This is a genomic window from Gemmobacter aquaticus, assembly GCF_007859075.1.
Taxonomy (GTDB): Bacteria; Pseudomonadota; Alphaproteobacteria; order Rhodobacterales; family Rhodobacteraceae; genus Gemmobacter; species Gemmobacter aquaticus.
The window spans coordinates 46,099-61,636 of record NZ_VOAK01000001.1; the positions used below are offsets into that span (position 1 = coordinate 46,099).

Sequence of the window (15,538 nt, forward strand, 5' to 3'; positions counted from 1 at the left end):
TCCCTGATCTGCCCTCGGGCGGTGCGCCGCCCGAGGGGTCTTTCAAGGTATTCTTTCAGCAAGTCGGGACAGCTAGCCATGAATGACCTTTCCCATGACCGCAGCAAGGGGTGCGTGCATCTGATCGGTGCGGGGCCGGGGGCAGCGGATCTGTTGACGTTGCGGGCGCTGCGGCTGATCCAGTCGGCCGATGTCGTGGTGCACGACCGGCTCGTTAGCCCCGAGATCATGTCGCTGGTGCCCGAAAGCTGCCGACGTCTTGATGTCGGCAAGACCTCGGGCTTTCACGCGGTGCCGCAAGAGCAGATCAACGCCATTCTCGTGGACCTCGCGCAGCAGGGACTGCGCGTTGCGCGGTTGAAGGGGGGTGATCCCCTGATCTTTGGTCGTGGCAGCGAAGAGGCCGAGGCCTGCCGTATCGCGGGCGTGCCCTTCGACTATACGCCCGGCATCACCTCGGCCCAGGGGGCCGCTTCCTCGACCGGTGTGCCGCTGACCCATCGGGGTCTTGCCAGCGGGCTGCGCTATGTGACTGGTCATCGTGCGCGCGACGCCGAGCTTGATCTCGACTGGGCCTCGCTTGCCAGCACGGACACGACGCTCGTCGTATACATGGGCGTGGCGAACATTGCCGAGATCGCGCGGCAGTTGATGGCCCATGGTCTGCCCGCTGACTTGCCGGTGCTGGCCGTCGCCTCGGCCACCACCCCGCGCGAGATGCGGGTGCTCTCCACGCTTGCGACCATCGCCGCTGATACGTCGGATGCCCGGCCCGAAGCGCCTGTGCTGTTCATCATCGGCCATGTCGTGTCGCTTTACCGGCCCGAGGCGGTGGCCCAGACGGGCCAAGGGATCATGGTCCATGCCTAGCGCATTTCTCCTGATGCTCGTGCTTTCCTGCGCCCCGGCCATGGCAGATGTGCCGCCCGAGCGCGCGGTCGCGCTGAAGCATATGGTGACGCAGGACTGCGGGTCATGCCACGGGCTGACGCTGAAGGGCGGGCTTGGGCGCCCCCTGACCGCCGAGGCGCTGGCCCATGCCGAGCCCGACGGTCTGGCCACAATCATCCTCGACGGCATCCCCGGCACCGCCATGCCGCCGTGGCGCCCGCTTCTGACCGACGACGAGGCGCTGTGGATTGCCCAATACCTCCTCAAGGCCAAGGACCCTACGCAATGAAATGCGCGCTTGCCGCCCTTATGATGTTCTGCCTGCCCTTTGGCGTAATGGCCCAGACGACCGGGGGTATGGCCACGGGTGATCTGGGCCTCGTGATCGAACGCGCAAGCGGAAGCCTCGTCGTTATCGACCGCTCTGATCGTGCGGCCATCGGCCGGATCGAGGGGCTGGGCGATCTGTCGCATGCCTCGCTGACCTATGGGCCGGATGAGCGCTTCGCCTATGTCTTTGGTCGCGATGGCGGTCTCTCCAAGGTCGACATCCTTGAGCGCAAGGTGGTGGCCCGCACCATTCAGGCCGGAAACTCCATCGGCGGGGCGATCTCGGATGATGGCCGTCTGATTGCGGTATCGAACTATGAACCCGGCGGGATCAAGGTGTTCGATGCGGACACGCTGGAGCTGGTCGCCGACATTCCCGCCGCAGGCAAGACCGTGGGCTTGGTCGATGTGCCCGGACGCCGCTTCGCCTGGGCGGTCTGGAACACGGGCGAGGTGTTTCTGGGCGACTTCTCGGGCGCAAAGCCCGTAGTGCGCATGATCGGCAACGCGGGCGCCAACCCGTTCGACGCGGTGCTGACCGACGATGCGCACACCTTTCTGGTGGGGCTGTTCGGCGAAAAGGGCGTGACAGCCTTTGACCTGTGGTCCGATGCGCCGGAGCCGCAAAAGTTCCTGACTGACTACGGCAAGACGGGTGAGGACATGCCGGTCTACAAGATGCCGCATCTGCAAAGCTGGGCCTTTACCGAAGGGCAATACGCGCTGCCCGCCGTGGGCCGACATGAGGTGCTGTGGGTCGATCGTGAAACGCAGGCGCAGGTCGCAAGCACGCCGGTGCATGGCCAGCCGGTGTTCATCATTGCACAGCCCGCCTCGCCCTTCGTCTGGGTTAACTTCGCCACGCCCCTGAACGACGTGGTGCAGGTGATCGATTCCCGCAGTCATCAGGTTGTTGCCACCCTGAACCCCGGCAAGGCGATCCTTCACATGGAGTTCGCCCCGCGCGGGGCCGAGGTCTGGATCAGCTCGCGCGACGACAACCAGGTGCTGATCTACGACACGCGCACCCGAATGAAACTGGCCGAGGTTCCGGCCGCCGCGCCCTCGGGGATCTTCTTTACCGCGCGCGCGCATCAGACGGGGCTTTAGGCCATGATCGGATTTGACCCTATCGACACGCGTCTTCTGGATGAATTCCAGCGCGGCTTCCCACTGGACACGCGCCCCTTTGCGCGGATCGGCGTTGATCTGGGACTTAATGAGACCGACGTGATCGACCGGCTTGCGTGCCTTGCTGCGGCAGGTGCCGTGGCCCGCGTGGGGGCGACAGTTCGGCCAAACACGGCGGGGGCCTCAACCCTCGCGGCTCTCGCTGTGCCCGACGGCCGGATCGATGAGGTTGCAGCCCTTGTGGGCGCCGAGTCAGGCGTGAACCATTCCTACCAGCGGGAGGCAGACTGGAACCTGTGGTTCGTGGCAACCGCCGGAGATGAGCGCGCATTGGCGCAGTCACTGGCGCGCATCCGTAAGGCCACTGGACTGCGACTTCTGGATCTGCGGCTTGAGCGGGCGTTCAACATCGACCTGGGATTCCGCCTGTCGGGTCAGCAGGTGGCGATGGGGCTGCCTCACACGGCGCGACCAGAGGTGTTGCTGCCGGATGACCGGCCGCTTCTACATGCGCTGTCACAGGGGCTCGATCTGGTGCCTTCGCCCTATGCCGCACTTGCCCTTCGCCTTGGGCGCAGCGAGGCTCAGGTGCTGAACCGGATCGGCCGCCTGATTTCGGCGGGCATCATTTCCCGCATGGGCGTGATCGTCCGTCACCGCCCCCTTGGCTGGACGGCCAATGCGATGGTGGTCTGGGATCTGCCCGAGGCGCGGATCGATGCGGCCGGGCACGCGCTGGCCGGACATGCGGGCGTGACGCTGTGCTATCGCCGCCGCCGCGTGCCGGGCGTCTGGCCCTATGCACTTTATTGCATGATCCACGGAAGAAGCCGCTCCGCAACGCTTGAGGTGCTGGAGGCCGCCCGGCATTTGCCCGCCTTGCAGGGCGCGGCCCACCGCGTTCTCTTCTCCACACGCTGCTTCAAGCAATCTGGTGCCCGCCTGTCGGAGGCCGCATGAAACGCGCACCCCTCCCCCCAGGCTCTCTCGACAACACGGACTGCAGGGTTCTGAACGCATTGCAGGATCGCCTGCCCATAGACCACAGCCCCTTTGCCGAGGTGGCCGGACCACTTGGCCTGACAGTGGACGAGCTGATCGCGCGCATCGCGCGACTGCGCGAGCTCGGTGCGATCACCCGTTTTGGGCCGTTTCTTGATGCAGCCGCGATGGGGGGGGCCTTCTGCCTCTGTGCGATCTCGGTGCCCGAGGCCCGATTTGATGAGGTCATGACTTTGGTCAATGCCCATCCCGAGGTCGCCCATAACTATGAACGCCAGCATCACCTGAACATGTGGTTCGTCCTGGCTTGCGAAAAGCCCGAAGGAATCGCCCGGGTGGCCAAGCGGATCGAGGCTGAGACAGGTCTTCACGTCCATCTCTTTCCGAAACTGAAAGAGTTCTTTATCGGCTTCCGGGTCACCGCATGAGTATCGACGCCATCGACCGCAAGATCATCGCCGCGACGGCAAGTGGGCTGCCGCTGGTGCCCCATCCTTTTGCCGAGGTCGCAAGCTGGATCGGGTTGCAGGAAAACGAGGTGATCGCGCGAATGACGCGCATGCAAGACGTCGGCATCATTCGCCGTATCGCGGTGGCGCCCAACCACTATGCACTTGGCATGGTCGCCAACGGCATGAGTGTCTGGGACGTCGATGACAGTGATGCCGAGAGGCTCGGCGCGCGTGTCGGCGCGCTTGAGTGTGTCAGCCACTGTTACCTGCGCCCGCGCAGCCTGCCCCAATGGCCCTATAACCTGTTTGCCATGATTCACGGCCAGACCCGAGACGAGGTCGAACGCAAGCGGGCCGGGATTGCCGACTTGCTCGGCTCATCCTGCCGCGGTTCGGACGTGCTTTACTCCACGCGCATCCTGAAAAAGACCGGCATGCGCCTTTCCGAGGGAGGTTGAGACATGTTCCGCCTGACCCAGTACATGCGCGAGCTGGTGGCGCCCACGCCGGCGCGCCTTCGCGCCGTCGCCAGGGGCGTGAAGCCCGTGGTGATCTGGAACCTCACGCGCCGCTGCAACCTGCGTTGCCGGCATTGCTATACCACCAGCGCCGATGTGCCCTTTCCGGGCGAGTTGACCCATGAACAGGCGATGGCGGTGGTGGATGATCTGCAGAGCTTTGGCATCCCCGCCCTGATCCTGTCGGGGGGCGAGCCGCTGAGCCGGTTCGATTTCTTCGAGATTGCCGCCCGCGCGCGCGATCTGGGCTTCCGCCACCTGTCACTTTCCACCAACGGGACCAAGGTGGCCGCACATATCGACCGTATTGCAGAACTCGGCTTCGACTATGTCGGCATCTCGCTCGACGGGATCGGGGCGATGAATGACTGGTTCCGCGGTGTCGATGGGGCCTACTTCGAGGCGCTGCAAGGTGTGCGGGCCTGCAAGGCGCGTGGCGTGAAGGTGGGCCTGCGCTTCACCATCACCGAGGACAACGCCTCGATGCTGCCCGCGATGCTTGACCTGTGCGACAATGAGGGGGTGGACAAGTTCTACCTCAGTCACCTTGTCTATGCCGGGCGCGGCGACAAGCACAGGGGAGAAGATACCGCCCACCGGTGCACGCGCGACGCAATGGATCTGCTGATCGACCGCGCATGGTCTGCCGTTTCGCAGGACCAGCCGCTGGAGATTGTGACCGGCAATAACGACGCCGATGCCGTCTATTTCCTGCAATGGGTCGAGCGGAACTTCGATGCCGATCGTGCCGCCCATGTGCAGACGCATCTGGCTGCCTGGGGCGGAAACTCCTCGGGGCTGGGCGTCGCCAATATCGACCCACAGGGCAAGGTGCACCCCGACACCTACTGGTCCGACTATACGGTGGGTTCGGTCAAACAGGTGCCGTTCAGCGCGCTCTGGACCGGCGATGACCGAATGCTCGCCACACTGCGCCAGCGCCCCCGCCCGCTGAAGGGCCGGTGTGGTAGCTGCGCGTTCAAGGAGATCTGCGGCGGCAACACACGCATCCGCGCGCTGCAGGTCTCGGGCGACCCTTGGGCCGAGGACCCGGCCTGCTACATGACCAATGCCGAAATCGGGGTGGATGAGGCCGCACGGCTGGTTGTCACCCCCTTCCGTGGAAAGAGCCATGATCCGGTGCACCAGTTCTCATAACCTGCGCCTGACCGGTGCAGCGCTTGTCCTGATGGCCTGCTCAGCGGCGGCCGGGGCTGCGCCGGACGGGGCGATGATCTTTTCCGACCTTTGCGCCGCATGCCATTCTGAGACACGACTGGGCGGGACCGGGCCTGCGCTCATCCCTGAAAGTCTTGGCCGGCTGAAGGGCGAAAAGCTGCAAGCCGTGATCGCCAAGGGTCGCCCGATGACGCAGATGCCGGGCTTTGCGCAGACGCTGTCTGTGTCAGAGATCGCGGCGGTGGCAGACTATGTGTCCGCGCCGCTCGCGAAGGCGCCAGTCTGGGGAGTAGCCGAGATCGAGGCCACGCGTAGCCTGCGCGACGACTATACCCCCACCACGGCCCCGGTTTTCATGGCCGATCCGATGAACGTGACACTGGCGGTCGAAACCGGCGACAGCCATATCTCGGTGCTGGATGGCGATACATTTGCCGTGCTCGACCGGTTCGAGACACCCTTCGCCGTACATGGTGGCCCGAAGTTCAGCCCCGACGGGCGCTACGTCTTTGTGATGTCGCGCGATGGATGGGTGCAGAAATACGACATCTGGTCGCTGCACGAAGTGGGCCGTGCGCGCGCGGGGCTGAACAGCCGCAATATCGCGATGAGCCACGATGGCAAATGGCTGGCAGTGGCCAACTATCTACCAAAGACGCTGACCATTCTGTCGACGTCGGATCTGTCGGTCGCAAAAGTCATCGAGGTTGAAGGGCGCGACGGCACAGCATCGCGAGTGTCGGCAGTGTATCAGGCGCCAGAGCGCAAGTCTTTTGTCCTCGCGCTCAAGGACGTGCCAGAGATCTGGGAAGTTGCAACCGATCCCGAAGCCGGACCATTTCACGATGGGTTCGTCCACAGCCACGAGGCCGGGATGGAGGAAGCGCTCGGGGCCGAAAAGGGGCTGTTCGCCCGCCGCAGGATCGCAGTGACCGCTCCGCTGGACGACTTCTTCTTCGACCCTGGCTACCGCAACCTGATCGGCGCGAACCGTGAAGGGGAAACCGGCGTCGTGGTAAACCTCGACGTCGGGCGCGAGATCGCAACTCTGCCCTTGCCGGGGATGCCTCATCTGGGATCTGGCATCTCGTGGATGCGCGACGGTCGGCGGGTCATGGCGGTGCCGCACCTGAATGAAGGCCGCATCAGCATCATCGACATGACGGACTGGAGCCTTGTGAAACGCGTGGAAACCAGCGGGCCGGGGTTCTTTTTGCGCAGTCACGAGGGCACGCCCTACCTTTGGGCCGATGTGTTTACCGGCCCCCACAAGGGCGAGATGCACCTGATCGACAAAGAGACACTCGAGGTGGTCAAGGTGATCACACCCGAGCCGGGCAAGACCGTGGCCCATACCGAATTCACCAGGGACGGCAGCCGGGCGCTGGTATCCATATGGGAAGATGACGGTGCGGTCATCGTCTTTGACACCAAAACGCAGACTGAATTGATGCGACTGCCGATGCGCAAGCCTTCGGGGAAATACAATGTCTGGAACAAGATCACCTTCGAAGATGGCACCAGCCACTGAATCGCTATTGAAGCTTGGATTAATCCTTTGGCCCTTTGCCACAGGGGCGGTTGCGATCAACCTGTTCTTGCTTGGCCTGATCGGCGTCTCGATGGGTCTGCCTCCGGTCACGCCGATCCACGCGCTGATCTGGTCGATCCCTCTGGGCATTCCGGCGACATGGGGCTTTGCGGTCTGGATCCGCAGTCTGATCCGCGAGGCGGAAGGGCACAGCGCCCGCTGAACTACCCTTGACGATAGTCAAGGAGAGTGGGCTGAAAACAGGGCACCATGCAGCCATGCAAAGCCTGATGCGTGTCTTCCTTGTGCTCTCGATGTCGCTCGCGCTTGCGCTTTACGGCGCGGCACTGGCGACGCCTGCAACAGGGCCGATGACAGAACTGGTCATCTGTGGCGAGGACGGGGCCGAGACGATCCGACTGGACGCCGCAGGCAACCCGGCAGAACCGACGTCCCAGTGCTGCAAGTGTCAAAGCTGTCTTGCAGCTGTCGATGCTTTTGTCCCGCAGCAAGCGTTCGCCCTAGCCGCCCCTGACCTGTCGTCCCGCACCCTGACGCTTGGTGCCGGGCACGTCCTCTGCACCGATCGCGCACTTTTTCCGATGCCTCGCGGCCCCCCGGCCGTCCCCAGTGCCAGAATGAGCCGGAATTCCATTGGCGCCGGGTCTGTCTTCGTTTCGCTTGAGTTTGGTCAAGTGAGTCGCGGGTGGATCGTGCGACCCCTCGGGCACTTCACTGAGGTCGCCCGATGATGAAACTTGTCCGCCTGCTCCTTCTGGTCATTGTGACCGCTTGGCTTCCCGTGCTGCATGCTTCGCCCGCCGCGGCCGAGCCTGTGCTGGCGAAATACCTTGACCAGATGCAAGCCGCCGAACTGGTGCCAGGAGCCGAGGCCTTTGGTCCGATCCGCGCTGATGCGGCTGTGGCGCCGGTTCTCAAGGGCGGCGAGACGATCGGCTGGGCTTTTGTCACATCAGACTTTGTTGGGACAACCGGCTATTCGGGCAAACCCATCCACACCATGGTTGCCGTCGACGATGCGGCGAAGATCATCGGCGTGCAACTGGTCAAGCATTCCGAACCCATCGTCCTGATCGGGATCCCGGATGCCAAGATCAAGGCGCTGGTCGGGGCCTATGTCGGGCTTGATCTCGTGGCCGAGGCGAAATCGGGTGGCGCCAGCCATGAGGTCGATATCATCTCGGGTGCGACGGTCACTGTGATGGTGATTGACGACTCGATCGTGCGGTCAGGACTGAAGGTCGCCCGCGTGCTGGGTCTTGGCGGTCTTGCGCGCGAGGCCGCCAGCACTGGTCCTGCGTTCGAGATCAACACCGAGGCGAAAGCCCCATCGGACTGGATGACGATGGAGGGGGACGGCACGCTGCGCCGTCTGTCGCTGGATGTGGGGCAGGTAAACGCCGCCTTTGCCGCGATGGAAGACAAGCGCGCCGCCGAACGCGCCATGACTGAGGCACCGGAGACGACCTTTATCGAGATGCAGACCGCGCTCGTCTCGGTCCCTGCGATCGGCAAGGCCCTGCTGGGCGAGCCAGAGTTCGCAAACCTGCAGGGCTGGTTGGCCGAGGGTGATCAGGCGATCATGGTGGCAGGACGTGGGCTCTACAGCTTCAAGGGCTCGGGCTATGTGCGCGGCGGCATCTTCGACCGGATCGTGTTGATCCAGGACGATGTCTCGGTGCGCTTCCGCGACAAGATGCATCGCCGGCTTGTCAGCATCGCTGCCGATGGCACCCCGGATTTCACCGAGATGGATCTGTTCAAGATCCCCGCCGACACCGGCTTCGATCCCGCAAAGCCGTTCCGCCTGCAACTGCTTGTCCAGCGCGAGGTCGGGCCGATTGAAAAGGTCTTCACGACCTTTGATCTGGGCTACCAACTGCCGCCGCAGTACCTGCGCGCCGTCGCCCCGCCGCCCGCAGCCGAGCCTTCGGTGGCCGAGGCCGTTGCGGCGCAGGACGAAGGATCAGCACAGGCCGAGTTGTGGAAGAAGATCTGGCTGGGATCGAAGGCCGAGATCGTCGTGCTAGGCGTCATGCTGGTGGTCCTGACGGTGGTGTTCTTCTTCCAGAGTTTTGCGACGCGCAATGCGCGCGCCTTTTTCTGGTTCCGCATGGCCTATCTGACGGTGACGCTGGTCTTTCTGGGCTGGTACGCCAATGCGCAGCTCTCCGTGGTCAACCTGATGGCGCTCTTCGGGGCGTTGGTGACGGGTTTCAGCTGGCAGGCGTTCCTGCTTGATCCGCTGACCTTCATCCTGTGGTTTGCGGTGGCCGCGGCGCTCTTGTTCTGGGGGCGAGGGGCCTACTGCGGATGGCTCTGCCCCTTTGGCGCGCTGCAGGAACTGACCAACCGCATGGCGCGTCGTCTGCACGTGCCGCAGTGGACGTTGCCTTGGGGCCTTCATGAACGGCTCTGGCCCGTCAAATACATGATCTTCCTCGGTCTTTTCGGCGTCTCGTTGATGAGCGTGGAACAGGCCGAGCATCTGGCCGAAGTCGAGCCCTTCAAGACCGCGATCATCCTGAAGTTCGTGCGCGCCTGGCCCTTTGTGGCCTATGCGGCGGCGCTGCTGCTGGCAGGGCTGTTCGTCGAGCGGTTCTATTGTCGCTACCTGTGCCCGCTGGGTGCGGCGCTGGCGATCCCGGCCCGCATCCGCATGTTCGACTGGCTGAAGCGCTACAAGGAGTGCGGCAACCCCTGCCAGTCCTGCGCCAACCAGTGCCCGGTACAGGCCATCCACCCGACCGGTGAGATCAACCCCAATGAGTGTGTGAACTGCCTGCACTGCCAGGTGCTTTACCAGTCGAAAACCATCTGTCCCGTCGTCATCAAACGCCTGAAGCGGCGCGAGACGGTGGGCGCGGCCCCCGAGATTCTGGGCAAGCCCCCGACGGGGCACCCGAACGCAGCCCGATAAACAGTCTTCCACCTGAAAGGAGTTCCATCATGGAAACCGAACACAAGACAGGGATCAGTCGCCGCATGCTGCTTGGCGCCACAGCCGGAGGCGCGGCGCTCGCCGGCGCGACTGGTGGTCGTCTGGCGCTCGGAGGCGGTGCGCTTGGCCTTGCGACGGCCGCCGGCACCGGTGCGGCACTTGCCTCGACCGGCAGCTTCAACGTGGCGCCGGGGCAACTGGATGAATACTACGGCTTCTGGTCCTCGGGCCAGACCGGCGAGATGCGTATCCTCGGCATTCCCTCCATGCGCGAGCTGATGCGCGTTCCGGTTTTCAACCGCTGCTCGGCTACCGGCTGGGGTCAGACCAATGAATCGATCCGCATCCACCAGCGGACGATGACCGAGAAGACGAAGAAGCTGCTGGAAGCGAACGGCAAGAAGATCCACGACAACGGCGACCTGCACCACGTCCATATGTCGATGACAGAGGGCAAGTACGACGGCCGCTACCTGTTCATGAACGACAAGGCCAATACCCGTGTGGCGCGCGTGCGTGCCGACGTGATGAAATGCGACGCCATTCTGGAGATCCCGAACGCCAAGGGCATTCACGGCATGCGCCCGCAGAAATGGCCGCGGTCGAACTACGTCTTCTGCAACGGCGAGGATGAAGCGCCGCTGGTGAACGACGGCAGCACCATGACCGACGTGAAGACCTATGTGAACGTCTTTACCGCCGTCGATGCCGACAAGTGGGACGTGGCGTGGCAGGTGCTGGTTTCGGGCAACCTCGACAACTGCGATGCCGACTATGAGGGCAAGTGGGCCTTCTCCACCTCGTACAACTCGGAAATGGGGATGAACCTGGCGGATATGACCGCCTCGGAGATGGACCATGTGGTCGTCTTCAACATCGCCGAAATCGAAAAGGCCATCGCCGATGGCAGGTTCGAAGAGGTGAACGGCGTCAAGGTGCTGGACGGCCGGAAAGAGGCCAAGAGCCAGTTCACCCGCTATATCCCGATCGCGAACAACCCGCACGGCTGCAATATGGCGCCGGACAAGAAGCACCTCTGCATCGGGGGCAAGCTTTCGCCCACGGTCACCGTGATCGACGTGACCAAACTTGATCCGCTGTTCACCGACAATGCCGATCCGCGCAGCGCCGTGGTGGCCGAGCCGGAACTGGGCCTTGGCCCGCTGCACAACGCCTTTGACGGCAAGGGCAATGTCTATACCTCGCTCTTCCTCGACAGCCAGGTGGTGAAGTGGAATATCGAAAAGGCCATTCAGGCCTTCAACGGTGAAAAGGTCGATCCGATCCTCGACAAGGTCGATGTGCAGTATCAGCCTGGTCACTTGAAGACCTCGATGGGTGAGACGCTGGATGCCGATGGCAAGTATCTGGTCTGCCTTTGCAAATTCTCGAAAGACCGATTCCTGAACGTGGGCCCGCTGAAGCCGGAGAACGATCAGCTGATCGACATTTCGGGCGACAAGATGGTGGTCATCCACGACGGTCCAACCTTTGCCGAGCCGCATGACGCCATCGCCGTCCACGCCAGCAAGATGACCGGCATCAAGTCGGTCTGGGACCGTCAGGACGCGATGTGGGCTGAAACCCGCAAGCAGGCCGAGGCCGATGGCGTAAACCTGGATGACTATCAGGACACCGTGATCCGTGACGGCAACAAGGTGCGCGTCTACATGTCGAGCCAAGCGCCGCAGTTCGCGCTGGAGGAGTTCACGGTCAAGGAAGGTGACGAGGTCACGGTTATCATCACCAACCTCGACGACATTGACGACCTGACCCATGGCTTCACCATGGGCAACCATGGCGTCGCGATGGAGATCGGGCCGCAGCAAACCTCGTCTGTGACCTTCGTCGCCGGATCGGCAGGGGTCTACTGGTTCTACTGCCAGTGGTTCTGCCATGCCCTGCACATGGAGATGCGCGGACGGATGTTCGTGGAACCGAAAGGCGCCTGACCATGAAGCGGCTTGCCCTTGCCCTTGCACTGCTTGTCGCCCCGATGGCGGGGGCGGCGGAGCGGCATGTCCCGCCGGGGCAGGGCAGCCTTGCCAGCGCCATCGCCGGGGCTGCTCCCGGCGATGTGCTTGTGCTGACCGACGGGGCCTACACGGGCCCCGTCACGATCGACCGGCCGCTGACGGTGCGGGGCGCGCGCGGCGCCGTCGTGGACGGGCAGGGGCACGGCTCGGTCATCACCATCACTTCGCCCGATGTGACGCTTCAGGGCTTTGCCGTCACCGGATCGGGGGCGATGAACCAGCAGCTTGACGCGGGCGTGAAGATCCTCAAGGGCGCCGACCGCGCAGTGATCGAGAACCTGCTGCTGCAGGACAACATGCACGGCATCGACGTGCATGGCGGTCGCGACGTGCGGGTGGCGAACAACGAAATCATCGGCCGTCAGAACGCCCGCATGAACGAGCGTGGCAACGGGATCTACATCTGGAACAGCCCCGGCACGGTGGTCGAGGGCAATTCGGTTCGATATGGGCGTGATGGGATCTTTTCCAACACGTCGCGCAAGGGCACCTATCGCAACAACCTGTTCCGCGACCTGCGTTTTGCCGTGCACTACATGTACACGCACGACTCCGAGGTCTCGGGCAACATCAGCATCGGCAACCATCTGGGCTTTGCCATCATGTTCTCGGATCGCGTGCAGGTTCTGAACAACCTTTCGCTCGGTGACCGCGAGCACGGGCTGATGCTGAACTATGCCAACAGTGCCGATGTGTCAGGCAATCTCGTGCGTGGTGGTGCGAAGAAGTGCCTGTTCATCTACAACGCACACAAGAACCTGATCTACGACAACCGCTTTCAGGACTGCGGGATCGGGGTGCATTTCACCGCGGGGTCCGAACGCAACGTGCTGACCGGAAATGCCTTCCTGTCGAACCGCGAGCAGGTGAAATACGTCGGCACCCGCCATGTCGAATGGAGTTTCGAAGGGCGCGGCAACTTCTGGTCCGACCATCCGGCATTTGATCTGAATGGCGACGGTATTGCCGATGGGGTCTTTCGCCCCAATGACCTGATGGACCACATCCTGTGGTCGCAACCCGCCGCCGCCCTTTTGACCGGCGCCCCGGCGGTGCAACTGATCCGCTGGTCGCAGGCCAGCTTCCCCGCGACACTCCCTGGCGGCGTAACGGACAGTTACCCGCTGATTGCCCCGCTCGATATTCCCGTACCGGCCGAGATCCTCGCTTATGAGGCCGAGGCGGCAGGGCGTTGGGCGAAAGGTGATTACAATGACATCGACCCTGAAAATCTCGTCACTCACTAAGCGCTTCGACGGCGTCGCCGCCCTGACCGACGTGTCGCTGACGGTGGCGCCGGGGCAGCGCGTGGCCCTGCTGGGGCATAATGGTGCCGGCAAGTCGACGATGATGAAGATCATCCTCGGGCTGATCCCCGCCACCTCGGGCAAGGTTGAGGTGCTGGGCGCGGCGCCGGGTTCCGCCGGTGCGCGCGCAGGCGTGGCCTATCTGCCGGAAAACGCAGCCTTCCATCCCGCGCTGACGGGCGAAGAGCAGTTGCGCCACTACCTTCGCCTGCGCGGCGAAAGCCCGTCGCAGGCGCTGTCGCTGCTGGGTCGCGTGGGTCTTGGCCATGCGGCGCGGCGGCGCATAGGTACCTATTCCAAGGGGATGCGCCAGCGCGTGGGCCTTGCGCAGGCGCTGATCGGGCATCCGAAATTGTTGGTCCTGGATGAACCGACGAGCGGGCTTGATCCGGTGTCGAGGCGCGACTTCTACGCGCTTCTTGACGGGCTTGCAGCCGAGGGGGCGTCGATCCTTCTGTCGTCACATGCCCTGACCGAGGTCGAGGCGCGCACCGACCGTATCCTGATCCTGGCGCGCGGTCGTCTGGTGGCAGAGGGCACGCTGGCGGATCTGCGCCGCGTGGCCGCCCTGCCGGTTGCGATGACGGTCACGGCACGAAACGGCTACGCCAATACGCTGGCCGAGGCCTTGCCTGGCGCCCGGATCGATGCCGCAGGCCTGCTGCACCTGACCTGCGCACAGGAAAGCAAGCTCTCGATGCTGGCCCGCATTGCCGATTTCGGGACGAAGGTGGCGGATATCGATGTGGTCCCGCCCAGTCTTGAAGACATCTACAGCCACTTCAGCCAGAGAGAGGGGCAATGATGCATCGTATCCTTGCGACCGCGGGAACCGAATTCCGTATTGCGCTGCGCAATCGTTGGGTTGCCATCGCCATCGTGCTGATGACGCTGTTCGCGCTGGTGCTTTCCGCCGCAGGCTCGGCGCCTACGGGCGGGCTGGGCGTTGACCGACTGTCGGTTACCGTCGCCTCGCTGACCTCGCTTGCCGTCTATCTGGTGCCGCTTCTGGCCCTGCTGATGAGCTTTGATGCCATCGCAGGAGAGGTCGAGCGCGGTACGCTGCCCCTGCTGCTGACCTATCCGGTCGCGCGGGTCGAGATCGTTCTGGGCAAGCTCGCGGCCCATGTCGCGATCCTCGCGTTGGCTGTGGGAGTAGGCTACGGTATCGCGGCGGCGGCGGCGCTGGCGGTCGATCCCGATGCGATGGCAGGGCTGCCGGCGTTGTGGCGTCTGGGCTGGACCTCGGTCCTGCTGGGGGCGACCTTCCTCGGCGCAGGCTATGCACTTTCGGCGCTGGCAAGGCGGCCATCGGGTGCGGCGGGGCTGGCGATCGGGCTATGGCTTGGGCTGGTGGTGCTCTATGATCTCGGGCTGCTGGCGGCGGTCGTCGCCGATGATGGCGGCTGGTTCACCACAGATCTGTTCCCGGTCGCGCTGCTTGCCAATCCGGCCGATGCGTTCCGCCTGTTCAACCTTTCGGCATCCGACGCGACGGCGGCGGCTTCGGGCGTTGGTGGCGCCGCTGCGGCGATCCCGCTGTGGCAATCGGCGCTGTCGGTGGCGCTCTGGCCACTGGTCGCGCTGGCCCTTGCCACGAGCGCTTTCCGCAAGGTGACGCCATGAAGCGCGCGCTGATCCTGATGCTGATGCTCGTCGCATGCCGTGAAGAGGTCGCCCAGGCGGTCGATCCGGTCAGGTTGACCGACGAGGCGATCGGGCACTATTGCCAGATGAACCTGACCGAACATCCCGGCCCCAAGGCGCAGGTGCATCTTGATGGTTTGCCCGGTGCGCCTCTGTTCTTCAGCCAGGTACGCGACGCCATCGCCTATTCGCGCCTGCCCGAGCAAAGTCACACCATTCTTGCCATATGGGTCAATGACATGGGTGCGGCGGGCGCGACATGGGAGGAGCCGGGCGCGGCAAACTGGATCGACGCGCGGACTGCGTACTATGTCGTGGGGTCGACGCGCGAAGGTGGCATGGGCGCGCCCGAATTGGTCCCGTTTTCGGATGCCTCGTTCGCCCGGGCCTTCGCCGATCAGCACGGCGGCGCCGTGATGGATCTGTCCAAGGTGCCGGATTCTGCGGTGATCGCACCGGTTGCGGATGTCGATCCGGCGGGGGATTCCACGGATGACGACGATTTCAAAGGCCGCCTGCGCGCCTTGTCGCAGCGAAACGAGGGGTAAGACC

Annotated in this window: 15 protein-coding genes; all 15 read left to right on the forward strand. The window is 63.7% G+C overall.

What is annotated here, in order from left to right; all coding sequences use genetic code 11:
- The first annotated feature begins 78 nt into the window (after positions 1–78).
- The 15 genes from cobA to FQU74_RS00275 all read left to right on the forward strand — a co-directional run bounded on the left by cobA (position 79) and on the right by FQU74_RS00275 (position 15,534).
- Complete coding sequence (cobA, locus tag FQU74_RS00205; protein WP_146284214.1) at positions 79–870, forward strand: uroporphyrinogen-III C-methyltransferase; 792 nt, start codon at positions 79–81, stop codon at positions 868–870.
- On the forward strand, positions 863–1,180 hold the full coding sequence (locus FQU74_RS00210) for a c-type cytochrome (RefSeq protein WP_146284223.1): 318 nt from the start codon (positions 863–865) through the stop codon (positions 1,178–1,180). The genes cobA and FQU74_RS00210 overlap by 8 nt, the downstream gene beginning before the upstream one ends.
- The gene (locus FQU74_RS00215) at positions 1,177–2,331 is read left to right on the forward strand and encodes a cytochrome D1 domain-containing protein (protein WP_308423087.1); all 1,155 of its coding nucleotides are present in this window, start codon (positions 1,177–1,179) and stop codon (positions 2,329–2,331) included. Before FQU74_RS00210 ends, FQU74_RS00215 begins: the two co-directional genes overlap by 4 nt.
- A gap of 3 nt (positions 2,332–2,334) precedes the next feature.
- On the forward strand, positions 2,335–3,312 hold the full coding sequence (gene ahbB / locus FQU74_RS00220; RefSeq protein WP_146284225.1) for a siroheme decarboxylase subunit beta: 978 nt from the start codon (positions 2,335–2,337) through the stop codon (positions 3,310–3,312).
- The gene (locus tag FQU74_RS00225) at positions 3,309–3,782 is read left to right on the forward strand and encodes an Lrp/AsnC family transcriptional regulator (RefSeq protein WP_146284227.1); all 474 of its coding nucleotides are present in this window, start codon (positions 3,309–3,311) and stop codon (positions 3,780–3,782) included. The genes ahbB (FQU74_RS00220) and FQU74_RS00225 overlap by 4 nt, the downstream gene beginning before the upstream one ends.
- Positions 3,779–4,264 (forward strand): siroheme decarboxylase subunit beta, encoded by a 486-nt coding sequence (gene ahbB / locus FQU74_RS00230; RefSeq protein ID WP_146284229.1) that lies wholly within the window; start codon positions 3,779–3,781, stop codon positions 4,262–4,264. The genes FQU74_RS00225 and ahbB (FQU74_RS00230) overlap by 4 nt, the downstream gene beginning before the upstream one ends.
- A gap of 3 nt (positions 4,265–4,267) precedes the next feature.
- Positions 4,268–5,482: a heme d1 biosynthesis radical SAM protein NirJ gene (gene nirJ / locus FQU74_RS00235; RefSeq protein ID WP_146284231.1), complete on the forward strand. Its 1,215-nt coding sequence runs from the start codon at positions 4,268–4,270 to the stop codon at positions 5,480–5,482.
- Complete coding sequence (locus FQU74_RS00240) at positions 5,457–7,034, forward strand: nitrite reductase (RefSeq protein WP_146284233.1); 1,578 nt, start codon at positions 5,457–5,459, stop codon at positions 7,032–7,034. Before nirJ ends, FQU74_RS00240 begins: the two co-directional genes overlap by 26 nt.
- A complete protein-coding gene (locus FQU74_RS00245) occupies positions 7,018–7,257 on the forward strand; it encodes a hypothetical protein (protein WP_146284235.1) in 240 nt (79 codons plus the stop codon). The genes FQU74_RS00240 and FQU74_RS00245 overlap by 17 nt, the downstream gene beginning before the upstream one ends.
- Positions 7,258–7,785: 528 nt before the next feature.
- Entirely contained in the window at positions 7,786–9,975 is a 2,190-nt protein-coding gene (locus FQU74_RS00250; RefSeq protein WP_146284328.1) for a NosR/NirI family protein, read from the forward strand.
- Positions 9,976–10,004: 29 nt separating this feature from the next.
- Positions 10,005–11,948 carry a TAT-dependent nitrous-oxide reductase gene (nosZ, locus tag FQU74_RS00255; RefSeq protein WP_146284237.1) on the forward strand — a complete coding sequence of 648 codons (1,944 nt, stop codon included), beginning with the start codon at positions 10,005–10,007 and terminating at the stop codon, positions 11,946–11,948.
- 2 nt (positions 11,949–11,950) lie between these two features.
- Complete coding sequence (locus FQU74_RS00260) at positions 11,951–13,279, forward strand: nitrous oxide reductase family maturation protein NosD (protein ID WP_146284239.1); 1,329 nt, start codon at positions 11,951–11,953, stop codon at positions 13,277–13,279.
- Complete coding sequence (locus tag FQU74_RS00265) at positions 13,245–14,144, forward strand: ABC transporter ATP-binding protein (protein ID WP_146284241.1); 900 nt, start codon at positions 13,245–13,247, stop codon at positions 14,142–14,144. Before FQU74_RS00260 ends, FQU74_RS00265 begins: the two co-directional genes overlap by 35 nt.
- Positions 14,144–14,965 (forward strand): ABC transporter permease, encoded by an 822-nt coding sequence (locus FQU74_RS00270; protein WP_188781611.1) that lies wholly within the window; start codon positions 14,144–14,146, stop codon positions 14,963–14,965. Before FQU74_RS00265 ends, FQU74_RS00270 begins: the two co-directional genes overlap by 1 nt.
- Positions 14,962–15,534 (forward strand): nitrous oxide reductase accessory protein NosL, encoded by a 573-nt coding sequence (locus FQU74_RS00275; protein ID WP_146284245.1) that lies wholly within the window; start codon positions 14,962–14,964, stop codon positions 15,532–15,534. Before FQU74_RS00270 ends, FQU74_RS00275 begins: the two co-directional genes overlap by 4 nt.
- Positions 15,535–15,538: the final 4 nt, after the last annotated feature.